The organism is Enterococcus sp. JM9B (assembly GCF_009933265.1).
GTDB classification, from domain to species: Bacteria; Bacillota; Bacilli; order Lactobacillales; family Enterococcaceae; genus Enterococcus_C; species Enterococcus_C songbeiensis.
Genome location: NZ_MAEK01000004.1, coordinates 14,992 through 28,612, shown reverse-complemented (window position 1 = coordinate 28,612; position 13,621 = coordinate 14,992). Strand labels below are relative to the sequence as shown.

The 13,621-nt window shown below is 40.5% G+C and carries 13 protein-coding genes; 10 read left to right on the top strand and 3 right to left on the bottom strand.

The window, feature by feature from the left end:
• From rpe to BAU16_RS01850, 7 genes are all read left to right on the top strand, one after another.
• Entirely contained in the window at positions 1 to 651 is a 651-nt protein-coding gene (gene rpe / locus BAU16_RS01880; RefSeq protein WP_161526311.1) for a ribulose-phosphate 3-epimerase, read from the top strand.
• Positions 652 to 1,287, top strand: a complete 636-nt coding sequence (locus tag BAU16_RS01875) for a thiamine diphosphokinase (RefSeq protein WP_161526310.1) — start codon at positions 652 to 654, stop codon at positions 1,285 to 1,287. It abuts the gene before it with no gap.
• A gap of 157 nt (positions 1,288 to 1,444) precedes the next feature.
• Positions 1,445 to 2,302 (top strand): rod shape-determining protein MreC, encoded by an 858-nt coding sequence (gene mreC, locus BAU16_RS01870; RefSeq protein ID WP_048603365.1) that lies wholly within the window; start codon positions 1,445 to 1,447, stop codon positions 2,300 to 2,302.
• A gap of 3 nt (positions 2,303 to 2,305) precedes the next feature.
• Complete coding sequence (gene mreD / locus BAU16_RS01865) at positions 2,306 to 2,812, top strand: rod shape-determining protein MreD (protein ID WP_048603366.1); 507 nt, start codon at positions 2,306 to 2,308, stop codon at positions 2,810 to 2,812.
• A gap of 183 nt (positions 2,813 to 2,995) precedes the next feature.
• Positions 2,996 to 4,309 carry a C40 family peptidase gene (locus BAU16_RS01860; protein WP_161526309.1) on the top strand — a complete coding sequence of 438 codons (1,314 nt, stop codon included), beginning with the start codon at positions 2,996 to 2,998 and terminating at the stop codon, positions 4,307 to 4,309.
• 156 nt (positions 4,310 to 4,465) lie between these two features.
• On the top strand, positions 4,466 to 5,230 hold the full coding sequence (locus BAU16_RS01855) for a C39 family peptidase (RefSeq protein WP_161526308.1): 765 nt from the start codon (positions 4,466 to 4,468) through the stop codon (positions 5,228 to 5,230).
• 238 nt (positions 5,231 to 5,468) lie between these two features.
• A complete protein-coding gene (locus BAU16_RS01850; RefSeq protein WP_161526307.1) occupies positions 5,469 to 6,752 on the top strand; it encodes a CHAP domain-containing protein in 1,284 nt (427 codons plus the stop codon).
• Between the two features lie 98 nt (positions 6,753 to 6,850).
• Here BAU16_RS01850 and BAU16_RS01845 read toward each other — a convergent pair whose 3' ends face one another.
• The gene (locus tag BAU16_RS01845; RefSeq protein WP_161526306.1) at positions 6,851 to 8,647 is read right to left on the bottom strand and encodes a M3 family oligoendopeptidase; all 1,797 of its coding nucleotides are present in this window, start codon (positions 8,645 to 8,647) and stop codon (positions 6,851 to 6,853) included.
• Positions 8,648 to 8,765: 118 nt separating this feature from the next.
• Here BAU16_RS01845 and BAU16_RS01840 point away from each other — a divergent pair, with 118 nt between their 5' ends.
• Complete coding sequence (locus BAU16_RS01840) at positions 8,766 to 9,260, top strand: VanZ family protein (protein WP_161526305.1); 495 nt, start codon at positions 8,766 to 8,768, stop codon at positions 9,258 to 9,260.
• 103 nt (positions 9,261 to 9,363) lie between these two features.
• Positions 9,364 to 10,089, top strand: coding sequence for a YebC/PmpR family DNA-binding transcriptional regulator (locus tag BAU16_RS01835; protein WP_048603372.1), 726 nt, complete (start codon positions 9,364 to 9,366; stop codon positions 10,087 to 10,089).
• Between the two features lie 42 nt (positions 10,090 to 10,131).
• On the opposite strand, the gene BAU16_RS01830 is transcribed toward BAU16_RS01835, so the two are convergent.
• Together BAU16_RS01830 and BAU16_RS01825 are read right to left on the bottom strand one after the other, a co-directional pair.
• Positions 10,132 to 11,532, bottom strand: coding sequence for a L,D-transpeptidase family protein (locus BAU16_RS01830; protein WP_161526304.1), 1,401 nt, complete (start codon positions 11,530 to 11,532; stop codon positions 10,132 to 10,134).
• A gap of 196 nt (positions 11,533 to 11,728) precedes the next feature.
• The gene (locus tag BAU16_RS01825; protein WP_048603374.1) at positions 11,729 to 12,727 is read right to left on the bottom strand and encodes an L-lactate dehydrogenase; all 999 of its coding nucleotides are present in this window, start codon (positions 12,725 to 12,727) and stop codon (positions 11,729 to 11,731) included.
• Between the two features lie 322 nt (positions 12,728 to 13,049).
• Here BAU16_RS01825 and pth point away from each other — a divergent pair, with 322 nt between their 5' ends.
• Positions 13,050 to 13,610 (top strand): aminoacyl-tRNA hydrolase, encoded by a 561-nt coding sequence (gene pth / locus BAU16_RS01820; protein ID WP_048603401.1) that lies wholly within the window; start codon positions 13,050 to 13,052, stop codon positions 13,608 to 13,610.
• Positions 13,611 to 13,621: the final 11 nt, after the last annotated feature.

Genomic DNA, 13,621 nt, shown 5'->3' with positions numbered 1-13,621 from the left:
ATGAAAATTGCGCCATCTATTTTAAGCGCGGATTTTGCCAATTTGCAACGGGATATCCAATTTGTTGAACAGCATGGAGCGGACTATATCCATGTGGACGTGATGGACGGACAGTTTGTACCGAACATTACCATTGGTCCAAATGTAGTGGCGGCAATTCGTCCCATCACAAAATTGCCGTTAGACTGTCATTTGATGATTGTTGATCCAGAAAATTATATCGAAGCTTTTGCTAAAGCCGGCGCAGACATCATCACGGTTCATGAGGAAGCAACACCTCATATTCATCGGGCAGTCCAAATGATTAAAGCACAAAATGTCAAAGCGGGTGTGACCATCAATCCCGGAACACCGGTTTCAGCAATCAAACATGTTTTGTCCATGGCAGATCTTGTGTTAGTTATGACAGTTAATCCGGGCTTTGGCGGACAAAGTTTTATTGAAGAATGTGTTGAAAAAATTGCTGAATTGGCTCAATTACGGGAAGAAAAAGGCTATCATTTTGAAATCGAAGTGGATGGCGGAATCGTGCCGGAAACAGCGGTGAAATGTCAAAAAGCCGGGGCAGAAGTTTTTGTTGCAGGATCCTATATTTATGGCAGCGAACAGCCGGAAAAAAGAATTCAAGCCTTGAAAGAGGCATTGGCATAAATGAAGATTTTAGTCGCAGCCGGAGGACCGCCGGAAGAATGGCCATCCTTGTCGGATCAGTATGATTTTTATGTAGGGATCGATCGGGGAGGCTACCATTTAATAGGAAGAGATTTTCCTTTGGATTTGGCAGTCGGCGATTTTGATTCCCTGAATGAGTCGGAACGACAACTGGTTTTTCAAAAAGCCAAAGAAATTAAATCTTCCCCTGCTGAAAAGGATGATACCGATACCCAATTGGCATTAGCGGCAGTTTTTCAAACATTTCCAGAAGCGGAAGTGCTGCTAGTTGGTGCAACTGGTGGCCGATTGGATCATTTGCTGGCAAATATTTGGTTGGGAGTGGAAGCACGCTTCGCCCCATTTTTGCATCAGTTAACGATGGCCGATCGGCAAAATCAGTTGACATATTTGACTGCCGGCAGCTATGAGATTACTCGGGTTCCGGGAATGACTTATTTGGGGTATTGCTGTTTGACACCAGTGGAAAATTTAACATTGAGCAACAGTAAATACACGTTGACGAATCAGCAGGTCGATGTTCCGACCTCTTTTGCCAGCAATGAATTTTTAGCAGACAGTGCCCAGATTTCTTTTGATTCTGGCATTATTGCGGTTATTCAAAGCAAAGATTGAATGTGAGACAAGGATAGAAAATTAGGTTGTTTTTTTGCAAAGAAAAGAAAGAAAGTTGATTTGCAAAAAAAAGCTTAAGACGCTGTGCTTGTCTTTTGTTTATGCCAAAATAGTGGTAAAATCAATACTATCAGTCTGAATTAGTTGAGGTGTCCAAGTGAAGAAGTTTAATCCCAATAAAAATATTATCATCACGTTGATTTTGGTGATTTTTGTGGTAACCGTTTTGAGCGTAACAGCCGCCAAACGTGCCTCAGAAACCAAAACCAATTTTTTTCAATCCATTGTTAATGACAGCGTAGGACTTGTCGATAAAGTCGTTTCAACACCGATTCGTTTAGTGGAAAATGGCGTCAATTCGGTCCACAATCTTTTTACAACGTATAGTGAAAATGAACGATTGAAGGAAAAAATCGACAGCTACGATGAAGTAGCACAAAAAAATAAAAACTATGAACGTGAAATCAAATCTTTAAAGGAAGAATTGGAACTCAACCAAACTTTAACAAATTATGAAAAAGTGACTGCCAATGTTATCACCCGTTCACCAAATTCATGGCAGGACATGTTGGTAGTAGATAAAGGATCAAAAGACGGCATTGAGGTCAATATGGCGGTATTGTCGCAAAAGGGTCTGATTGGTCGAGTGATTGAAGTCAATCTGGCATCGTCTAAAATCGAATTACTGACATCAGAAAATCAAAATTCCAACCATTTTCCTGTGCGAATTTCCAGCGAAAGCGGAGAAGCATTTGGTTTACTGAGTGAATATGATGAAAAAGCCAATGCCTTGGTTGTCGACCAATTGACCGGTGAAAACAAATTGAAAGCCGGCGATGTGGTACAAACATCCGGATTAGGAGGCAACTCTCCGGCAGATTTGCCGATCGGAACAGTGATCGAAATGAAAGCTGACAGCTTTGGTTTGGATACACAGGTCTACGTGAAGCCTTATGCACAAATGTACGATTTGTCGGTTGTGACGATCGTTCAACGGATGGTAAAGGAAGGATAAGGGATGCGAAAAGAATACGTTAAATATTATGCAGTACCTTTTTTCTTTTTTATGATGCTGCTTGATGGTCAAGCGACTCGTCTACTGGAAATCTGGACGAAGGATGTCTACATGGCGAAATTTCATTTTTTAATTTTAGCTCTGATGTGCGGCTGTCGGGTTCTTTCTAAACGGTTCATGTTGATCACTGCGCTGATTCTGGGAATTTTGTATGATTTTTATTACATCGGTGTCTTAGGTATCTATGCAGTGGCATTACCAATACTTGTTTGGCTAATGTTTACGATGGCGAAAACCTTGTATCGAAATCTGTTCACGATGTTTTTCGGATTGATTATTTTTGTCACCGGCTATGAGCTGGCAACACTGGGTATCCAGTTATTGTTTAAGCTGACCAGTGTCAACGGTATGTTCTTCGTTACCCGTTTCTTGGGACCAACACTATTAATAAATATGATTTTATTTGTTCTTTGTATCTATCCCTTCAAAAAATTGTTCGCAGTCGAATGATTTTTTGGAGGTTTTTTCTTGTTATAAAATTGAAAGCGGTAAAATGAAATACTTTTGTAACATTTCTTTTATCTGACTGACATCTGTCTATGGTACAATTCTCTTATCGTGAAATAAGAGTTTAGAAATTCTTATAGTAAATTAAGGTTTTATTAATCAAGAAGCCAGTCGGAGGAATGAAGAGTGAAGAAAAGTTTGTTATCAGCATTATTGGTATGCTCACTAACACTTACAGCAGTTGCAGCTCCCAGTGTAGCCGCGGCAGATACTATTGATCAAAAAATTGAACAGCAAGATAAAAAAATCAGTGAATTAAAAGGGCAACAAGCCGATGCACAAGCGCAAATCAATGCATTGGAAGAACAAGTTGCTTCCATTGATACAAAAGCGGAAAGCTTATTGTCAAAACAAGCTGATTTACGTAAAGAAACAGAACAATTACAAAAAGATATCGAAGAACTGCAAGTACGTATCGAAAAACGGGAAGAAGCTATTCAAAAACAAGCCCGTGACGTTCAAGTTAATGGACAAAGTACGAACTTCATTGATGCAGTTTTAGATGCAGATTCATTAACGGATGCAATTGGTCGGGTACAAGCAATGACAACAATCGTCAATGCCAACAATGAGTTAGTTCAACAACAAAAAGAAGACCAAGATGCAGTAAAAGCAAAACAAGCTGAAAACAAAAAGAAATCAGAAGAAATTGCTGTGAATCAATCAGAATTGGAAAGCCAAAAAGGTGATTTGCAAGCAAAACAAGCTGATTTGAATGTGATGAAAGCAAGTTTGGCAGTTGATCAAGCGACGGCTGAAAGCGACAAATCAGATTTGAATAAACAAAAAGAAGAAGCGGAAGCAGAACAAGCCCGCATTCAAGAAGAAGAACAACGGGTAGCAGAAGCTCGCGAAACAGCGCAAGCTGAAAGTGAACAAGAGGCAGAAGTGGCAGAAACAACGCAAACGGAAGCATCTGAAACACCAAGTCAATCGTCAACACAAGGTTCATCCAGTTCCGCTTCACAAGAAACAACGCAACCAAGTAACGATGGTGGGACGAGTGGTACAACAACGCCAACGACTCCAAGTGCACCAGCAGTTGATAATTCAACTGAAAAACCTGTTACAGAAGCACCTGCACCAACAGGTGGTGGAGTGATTGCAACTGCAATGAAATATATTGGTGTTCCTTATGTATGGGGCGGTAAAACGCCATCTGGTTTCGATTGTTCAGGATTTACTTCTTATGTATATAAAGAAGCGTTAGGCAGAGATATCGGTGGATGGACAGTGGCGCAAGAATCTGCAGGAACAACGATTTCTGTTAGTCAAGCACAACCAGGAGATTTACTATTCTGGGGTTCTCACGGTAGCACCTATCACGTAGCTATTTCATTAGGTGGAAATTCTTACATTCATGCGCCACAACCAGGTAAAACTGTGACAACTGCAACTATCAGTCCTTATTTTGGACCAAGTTTCGCTGTTCGTATGTAATTTAAAAAAATTAAAACGTGGAACTAGCGAGTACCTCGCTGGTTCCTTTTTGAGTTATTACAAGTGAAAACGGGGCTCTTCGTGAATAGAAACTTGTTTTGCCAGAAACAGATTTTCAAAATTTGTACATTATGTAAATCTTCGGGAGTCTTTTAAATGAAAAAACTGAATAGAAAAACAAAGAAAAAATTATCAATTATTGTCATTACCAATATCAGCATAATGATGGGTATCTATTTTGGATTGTTGTATCCGGATAGTAAGGGGGCCAAGGCAGAAACAAAGAGTGAAGAAAAAAGCACTCATATAAAGAGAACCGATGCTATTCAGCTTGACGTTCCTTTAGAGAAACAATTTGCTTCACCGGAATTAGGAAATGGCTGCGAAGTGACGGCTCTTTCTATGTTACTGAATTATTACGATTATGAAACAGATAAAAATCAACTTGCTGATCTGCTTTCTTACGTACCGGTCACGCTGGATAATGGACTAAAAGGTAGTCCTAAAGAGGGATTTGTAGGCGATATTTGGGGAGGAGACAACGCTATGGGGGCGGATGTAGAACCGATTGCCGATGTTGCTGAAAAAATGGTCAACGAACAATTTTCAGTAGTAATGAGCCGAGAAACATCACTAGACAGCTTATTAGATTTACTTAAAAATGGGACTCCAATCTGGGTAAAGGTCACTCTTGACTTTGTACGACCAACAGAAGCTGATTTTAGGTATTGGGATACAACGAGTGGTCAGGTTAAAGTATCGCCAATCAATCATGCTAGCGTGATTACAGGATACAATGAGGACTCAATTTTTGTGAATGATCCGTATGGCTACAAAGATAGAGAAATTTCTCGAGAAGATTTTGAATTCATTTTCGAGGAAATGGGCAGTCAATCTCTATATTTAGCGGCTAAAAAGTGATCGTTTTAGTTTGCTGAATCAGATATCTAAATCGACTCTTTTTTTGTTTTCAATTCCTTTTTCTTTAGAATAATTGTTATTTAGAACGGAAATTGAAATTTTTTTGTAACATTACTTTTATATGGCTGACATATGGCTATGTTACAATTCATTTATCGTAAAACAGAATTTAAAGAATCTTATATAATTTTAAGGTCAAATTCAGATAGAAAATGAAGCCAGTCGGGGGAAAAATAGAGTGAAGAAAAGTTTGTTATCAGCATTAATGGTATGTTCATTGACGCTCACAGCAGTAGCCGCTCCAAGTGTAGCCGCGGCAGATAGTTTCGATCAAAAAATCGAACAACAAGATCAAAAAATCAATGACTTAAAAGGACAACAAGCAGATGCTCAAGCGCAAATCGATGCATTAGAAGCAGAAATTGCGGATGTCACTGCTAAGGTCAATGACTTAGAAGCAAAACAAGAAAAATTAAGCAATGATACTGTAAAATTACAAGATACGATTGCAAAATTAAAAGTTCGGATTGCAAAACGTGAAGAAGCAATCAAAAAACAAGCTCGTGACGTTCAAGTCAACGGACAAAGCACGAACTTCATCGATGCAGTATTAGATGCTGATTCATTAACAGATGCTATCGGTCGGGTGCAAGCAATGACAACGATCGTTAATGCCAATAATGATCTAGTAGAACAACAAAAACAAGATCAAGAAGAAGTTGAAAAAAACATCAAAGAAAATGAAGCAAAGATTGCTGAAATTGCAGAAAATCAAAGTCAATTACAAGACCAAAAAGATAGTATTGCTTCTAAACAAGCAAACTTGAATGTCTTAAAAGCTGATTTAGCCGCAGAACAAGCAACGGCTGAAAATGACAAAGCAGACTTGAAGAAACAAAAAGCAGAAGCAGAAGCAGAACAAAAACGCGTTGCTGAAGAACAAAAACGCGCAGCCGAAGAACGTGCAGCAGCCGAAGCGAAAAGTCAAGCGAATGAAAAAGCAGCACAAGAAGCGGCAGCAGCCGAAGTTTCAACAAACACACCTGCTAAAACAACAACACCATCCAATGATTCTGCTGATACATCATCAGAAGAAGCAACTAGTGAAAGTGGTAATAGCGGAAGCACCGGGAATACAAATCCTGGTGGCGGCAATGGCGTTGACCATAGCTCATCAGGAAATATGTATTCTTACGGTCAATGTACCTGGTATGTAAAAGATCGTGCTCCTTGGGCTGGAACTTACTGGGGAAATGGCGCACAATGGGGTGGATCTGCCGCAGCAGATGGCTACACGGTTAACTCAACACCGGCAGCTGGTACAATTGTTGTCTTTGGTGCTGGTCAACAAATTGGCGACTGGACAGCCGACGGTACTTACGGACATGTTGCTTACGTAGAGTCTTACAATGCTTCAAATAATACAATTACAATTTCACAAGGCGGAATGGGCTTTAGTACACCAGGTGGACCAAACATCCAAACCTTGAGTGCATCAGGTTACACTTATATTCATCGTTAATCATTGAAATCAATTGCAAAGTCGGCGAATCTCGCCGACTTTTTTTGATATGCAAAAAAAACGGATCTCAGAAATTGAGGTCCGTTTTTTAGGTGCTACTATTTTACATAGTCTTCTGTCAGTTCCATGAAGGTTGCTACGTCTTTTAAGACCATGTCGATTCCTGCTTGCCAGAAGTCTGGTTTTGTCAAATCGACTTGTAGATGTTTTTCAGCAAGTTCTTCGGTAGTCATTGATGCAGTGTCTCGCAATAAAGCGATATAGGCATCTTCAAAGCTGGTGCCTTGCTTGGTAGCATACGCATAGATTCCCATGCTGAATAGATAACCAAAGGTGTATGGGAAGTTGTAAAACGGCACATCATCGATAAAGAAGTGCAATTTTGCTGCCCAGAAATGAGGATGGTAATTGGCTAGACCGTTTTGGTAGCTTTCTTTTTGGGCATTAACCATCATCTCAGTGATTTCATCGGTAGAAACCAATCCTTTTTGTCGTGCTTGGTAAAAATGATTTTCAAAAATATAACGGGCATGGATATTCATAAACATCGCAATTGCGTTTTGCATTTTTGTATCCAATAAATTAATCTTTTCTTCTTTGGTTTTGGCTTCCTTCAAGGTTGCATCAGCCACGATCAATTCTGCGAAAGTGCTGGCTGTTTCGGCAACGTTCATGGCATAGTCACGGTTTAATGCAGGCAGATCCCACATTACGCTGCTGTGAAACGCATGACCTAGTTCATGTGCCAAGGTTGCGACTTCATTGACAGAGTTGCTGTACGTCATAAAGATTCGAGATTCTTGGGTTTCTGGTAATTCCGTGCAGTAACCGCCAGGACGTTTGCCAGGACGATCTTCGGCTTCAATCCAGCTTTTTTCAAAGGCTTTTTTGGCGAAGCTAGACATTTTAGGACTGAATTTATAGAAATTCTCAATGATAAAAGCTGCGGCTTCATCAAAGCTGAAGGTTCGTTCTTCCATGTTTCCTAAAATGATTGGGGCATCTTGGTCTTGCCATGCCATTTTTTCTTTCCCGAATAGCTGTGCTTTACGAGTTAGGTAATCAATGATCGGTTGTTTGTTTTTTTGAACAGTATCCCACATGACATCAAGGGTTTCTTTTTTCAAGCGATTGTATTCCAACGGTTGTTTCAAATAATCATCCACACCGTGAAGTTTATAGGTGGAAAGACGGAACCCGTCTAAGTGGTTCAATGTATCGCTGAAAAGATCTGCTTTTTCTCCCCAAATTTTTTCCCAAGTGTCAAATAATTGCTGACGAACAGCCGCATCAGGATCGCCCATCATTTTATTGAAAGCTTGTCCTGCTGATAGGTTTACTGTGGTTCCATCTGCTTGGGTGAAAGGAATCTCAATGGTTGCGACAAGGGTGTCGTAATGTTGGCTCCAAGCTTCCAAACCATCAAGAGAAAGTGTGTTGATGATGTTTTCCTCTGCTTCTGAAAGTTGTTCCTGTCCTTCACGACGAGTTTCCTTCAAACGAAAAGCGATGGGTTGCAAGGCTTCTGAAGTAAGCAATGTTTGAAAGCTTTCATCAGAAAGTTCTGTCAATTTTTTCGCTAAAATTGTTGCTGTTAATTGGAAACGAGGACGCAAATCAGAAAGCTGTCCGCTTAGAATTTTCGCTTTTGCATCATTTACATCCGCAGAAAGCAGGGCGTTGATAAATGAGCCGCATTGAGAGAAGCCGTTGGTGATGACTTCTTGCTGTTGCATGATTGTTGCTAGCTGGTCTGCTGTCGCATCAAATTGCTGTACAGCATCCCCATAGCTTGTTAACTCCTCGGATAATTTTGTTAAACGTTGTTGCAATTCAGGAGATGCGCTTCCGCCAGGGAAAATCGTATCAAGATCCCAATTGATTGCATACTTCATAAAAAAAGACCCCTTTCGATTAAATATCTTCTTTAGTATAGCACAAGTGAAAATAGATTGTCCTTTTTCAAAAGGAGAGAAACATGGTAAGATAGTAGGCACGAAGGGAAGGGAATTCATGCGTATTTGGAAAAATCCTAATTTTTATTTAGTGATTGGTTTAGTGGTGATTGCGATTCTTTTTTACAGTTCGTCCCAAACTTACCAACAGCAGTCGCAGATTGGTATGCTGTCAAAAGTATTGAAAAATGAACCATTCAAGGAACAGCTATCTGGGATTCAGTTTATGTATGCCGGCAGCGAAGTCAGTATTCAATCGGAAGGATACTTTTCTTTTGTAGAGTTTTTTATCCGCAAAGGGGCGCATTTTCTGACGTATTTTGTGATGGCGGGCAGTTTTTGTCTGGCCTTGTTTTATAAAATGAAATCTATTTGGTGGAGTGCTTTTTTTGCCTGGTTAGCGGCAACGGGTTATGCCGGCTTGGATGAATACCATCAAATGCTGACTGGGGGACGTACCCCGTTGTTTCAAGATATCCTCTTGGATTCTGCCGGTGCGTTGACAGGTGTTCTACTGGTGTTGCTGGTCATGAACTGGCGAAAAAAACGATAAATCACGAGTTGTAGGGGAAATTTGAAAATTTTCAATAAAGTTATACAATAGAGAAGTAGTCAGTCCCGCTTTTTCGAAGCAGGCGCATGAAGGAGGAAATTTTATGTCAGGACACTCAAAATGGAACAACATTCAAGGCAGAAAAAATGCACAGGATGCAAAACGGGGAAAAATATTTCAAAAACTTTCCCGTGAAATCTATATGGCAGCCAAATCAGGTGGTCCTGACCCGACGATGAATCCTGCTTTGCGTCTGGTAGTGGATAAGGCGAAGGCAGCCAATATGCCCAACGATAACGTAGATCGTGCTATCAAAAAAGCCACCAGTGCAGCAGAAAGTGCAAATTATGATGAAGTAAGCTATGAAGGTTATGGACCCGGTGGCGTGGCGATTCTTGTGCACACGTTGACGGACAACCGCAATCGGACAGCCACCAATGTTCGTGTCGCCTTTACTCGAAACGGGGGGAGCCTAGGTGAAACAGGTTCTGTCAGCTATCTGTTTGATCGCAAAGGGTATATTGCCATTGAACGGGAAGGGTTGACAGTCGATGAAGACACGATGTTTGAAGACGTGTTGGAAGCTGGAGCAGAAGACTTGATTACTTCGCCGGAAGTTTTTGAAATTTATACTGCACCGGAAGATTTTGTTACAGTCCGTGATCAATTAGAAAAAGACGGCTTTAAGTTGGCACAAGCCGAATTAACCATGATTCCACAAACAACGATTGTTTTAGCCGAAGATCAAAAAGCACAGTTAGATCAGTTAATCGACAAGCTGGAAGATGACGATGATGTATCGGAAGTATTTACTTCTGTTGAAGAATAAAAAAATGGTTCTCGCAATTTTGCGAGAACCATTTTTAGTAAACTAAAAGACGATAACTGGAGTTCCTTCTGAAACTAAACCGTACAATTCTTTCATTACACTTGGTGGTGTGTTGACACAGCCGTGAGAACCACGGGTTTTCCACAAGTCACCACCGTAAGAAGTTTGCCAATCAGAATCATGAATACCCACACCGGTCCAATCAATAGGCAACCAGTAGTCAACGGGACTTGCATAATCGGATCCATCGTCGTTTTGCCCTTTTAAGGTGGCATTGCGTTCTTTGTTCCAAACATAGAACACGCCAGCGGGAGTTGGTGTCTTTGGTTTTCCGGTGATGACGTCAGTTTCTAACGCAACCGCACCGTCTTTGTAATACCACATGTGTTGGTTTTCTAAATCGACTTCGATATAAGTATCACCAATCAATGCTTGATCTGCAGTAGTGCTTCCTTGGACAATCGGTGAACGAGTGAAATCTTCACCAGCTAACATTGCTTCTGCTAGGGCATCCGTTTCAGCATCTGTTTGGATCGTCCAGCTCCAAGTACCGGCAGGGACGGAAACTTCTCCGCGTTTGGTACTGTTGAAGGTGGAATCATTGGTGCTGGTGTTGTATTGCTCTCCGAGATCTGCAACATAGCTACGAATTTTTTCTTTATCAACAGCAGCCTTTTCATCTTTGTAGGTCAACCAGTCCATAATCGTTTCAGTAGGAATTTGGAACGTTTCACCATTAATAGAGTAGGTTGCGTTGATTGTTGCGATTTTATTGAGAGCATCCAGTTGTTTAGTCAAGGACTCATCCGTTGAAGTAACGGCTGGTTTTTCTACATAGTCCGCTAATTCCAACGAATCTTCGGAAGAGCTGACGGCTTTTTTTAAATCAGCAACGATTTTTTTCGTATCTAGGCTATTTCCTTGAACTTCGGCAGTAATCTTAAAGCCGGTGGCCTCTTTATCCAGCTTGGCATCTTGAGTAGCTGTCCGCTCTTTATTCAATGCGGTCAATTCGGTTTCCAATGTACTGATTTCTTGATTTAATTTGTCTTCATCTACGGCAACGCCGTCTAGGGAATCTTTCTCAGCGGCAAAGACATAGGCAACACCCCAAGTCCATTGGTTTTGAGAAGAAAGAACTTTATTCAGCTCAGAAGTATAATCCGTTTTTAAACCTAATTGGGTCTTTTTGAGACTTTTCCAAACCTGACCATCGTCTGTAATCGAAAACTCCTGCTCGTCGGCATTTCCCTTCAGCTTCTTGTTTGCTGCAGTAACCGTTAAATTGCTGATGTCCACATCATTAATTGTTGTGTTGGGCAAAAAACGTTCGGCGTAATGATTTCCACGAATAAAATAGCCCGCAGAAATCGCGACGATTAGACCTAGGATGACGAAAATAATGGTTTTACTATGTGATTTATGGCGCGATGCTCTGGTCATTAAGAATGCTCCTCTAAGTAGATTTAAATTGAATATCAAAATATGTAAATTTATGATAGCACATTAAAGAAAAAAAACGAATATAATGCTTGAAACTAAAGATAAACTTAGAAAACCTTAATGTAATAATTGATGGTTAATTAGAAAGTAAAAAAAGAAAAAATAGGACCCATCGAATGGATGAGCCCTATTTTTTTTATTTATTTTCTGCGTCTTCTTTTTCAAGGTCGCTGAATGCTTGTGTCAAAATTGCTTTCAATTCTGAAGCAGAAGCGTTCATCCGATCTTGTTCGGAATCTGTCAATGGGATTTGGATAACTTGTTGGATACCTTGCGCGTTGATTACGGCAGGAGCACCGATATAAATGTCGTTTTGATCGTATTCGCCATCCAAATAAACAGATAATGGGAACACGGCATTTTCATCATTCAAGATGGCGCGGGTGATCCGGGCCAAGGCAGTAGCGATACCATAGAAGGTCGCACCTTTTTTCTCGATAATGGTATAAGCAGCATCACGAACACTAAAGAACATGTTGACCATTGCTTCTTCATCAACGTCAGGATTATTTTTGATCCATTCATAAATTTGCAGACCAGCCACGTTGGCATGAGACCAAACAGGGAATTCTGAATCGCCGTGTTCACCTAAAATGTAGGCATGGACGTTACGAGCATCCACGTTGACAAGTTCCGCAATTTTTTGACGGAAACGAGCGGAATCAAGAGATGTTCCTGAACCGATAACGCGTTCTTTAGGGAAACCAGAGAATTTCCACGTTGCGTAAGTTAAAATATCCACAGGATTTGCTGCGACTAAGAAGATTCCGTTAAATCCGGATTCTACGATTTGTGTCACAACACTGCGATTGATTTTTAAGTTTTTGTGAACTAAATCCAAGCGAGTTTCTCCAGGACGTTGAGGAGCGCCGGCTGTAATGACAACTAAATCTGCATCATGGGCATCCGCATAAGTGGCAGAGTAAATTTTCTTTGGTGAAGTCCATGCAAGAGCATCGGTTAAATCCAGTGCATCTCCTTCAGTTTTGGCTGTGTTAATATCAACGATTCCGACTTCCTGCGCAATATTTTGTGTGACTAAGGCAAAAGCATAACTGGAACCTACTGCACCATCTCCGACAAGAATTACTTTTTGGTGATCTTTAAGATACTCTCTTTTTTCGACATCTGTCATTGTTGTATCATTCCTTCCTCAGATTTGTTCTATCCTACACAATCGTACCATTTCTCCTTGTGACTGTCATCTAATACGCTTGAAATTATAACAGTTTTTTTAACTGTTATATTGTGTAAAAGCTTACAATGTTGAAATAATAGGATTGCCAGTTTTCAAATTTTTAGCGGCTTCTTTAAAAGTTTAATGAAAATTTAGAGGTTTATGGGTAACGACAACCTTCTCGTCTGTGTTATAATTTTTTAGAATTAGAAAAGACACAACTGGGTGGTAGTGATACCGTCCAGCCTTTTGTGTTTGAAGAGAAGAGTGAATGTGTTTTATGAAAATGATTGTCGGGTTGGGAAATCCCGGAAAAAAATATGAAATGACAAAACATAATGTCGGCTTTATGACAGTTGACCAGTTGGCAAAGAAACAGCAGATCAGCTTTAAAACAAGTCCTTTCGAAGCGGAAATCGCCGACTTTTTTAGTAATGGAGAAAAAGTATTTCTTGTGAAGCCTCAAACATTTATGAATGATTCTGGTCGTGCTGTTGGACCGTTGATGACCTATTATGGCATTCTTCCTGAAGAGTTGGTGGTTGTTTACGATGATTTGGATTTGGCGCTAGGAAAAATTCGACTGCGACAAAAGGGCAGTGCGGGGGGACATAATGGAATGAAGAGTCTGATTTCTCATTTAGGCACCACTGTTTTTGATCGTGTGAAAATCGGGATCGACCGACCACGTGCAGGAATGACTGTAGTGAATCACGTCTTGAGTCCCTTTGCCAAAGAAGATCTGCCAACGATTGCAGCCAGCATTGACAAAGCGGTGGCAGCCTGTGAATTTTACCTGGAAAACCAAGACTTCACCGCAACGATGAACCACTTTAATTAAACAGACACAGA

What these genes read in the sequence shown, in the direction of transcription:
- rpe (WP_161526311.1), top strand. Translation starts at nt 1, where the DNA reads ATGAAAATTGCGCCATCTATTTTAAGCGCGGATTTTGCCAATTTGCAA.
- BAU16_RS01875 (WP_161526310.1), top strand. Translation starts at nt 652, where the DNA reads ATGAAGATTTTAGTCGCAGCCGGAGGACCGCCGGAAGAATGGCCATCC.
- mreD (WP_048603366.1), top strand. Translation starts at nt 2,306, where the DNA reads ATGCGAAAAGAATACGTTAAATATTATGCAGTACCTTTTTTCTTTTTT.
- BAU16_RS01855 (WP_161526308.1), top strand. Translation starts at nt 4,466, where the DNA reads ATGAAAAAACTGAATAGAAAAACAAAGAAAAAATTATCAATTATTGTC.
- BAU16_RS01845 (WP_161526306.1), bottom strand. Translation starts at nt 8,647, where the DNA reads ATGAAGTATGCAATCAATTGGGATCTTGATACGATTTTCCCTGGCGGA.
- BAU16_RS01840 (WP_161526305.1), top strand. Translation starts at nt 8,766, where the DNA reads ATGCGTATTTGGAAAAATCCTAATTTTTATTTAGTGATTGGTTTAGTG.
- BAU16_RS01835 (WP_048603372.1), top strand. Translation starts at nt 9,364, where the DNA reads ATGTCAGGACACTCAAAATGGAACAACATTCAAGGCAGAAAAAATGCA.
- BAU16_RS01830 (WP_161526304.1), bottom strand. Translation starts at nt 11,532, where the DNA reads ATGACCAGAGCATCGCGCCATAAATCACATAGTAAAACCATTATTTTC.
- BAU16_RS01825 (WP_048603374.1), bottom strand. Translation starts at nt 12,727, where the DNA reads ATGACAGATGTCGAAAAAAGAGAGTATCTTAAAGATCACCAAAAAGTA.
- pth (WP_048603401.1), top strand. Translation starts at nt 13,050, where the DNA reads ATGAAAATGATTGTCGGGTTGGGAAATCCCGGAAAAAAATATGAAATG.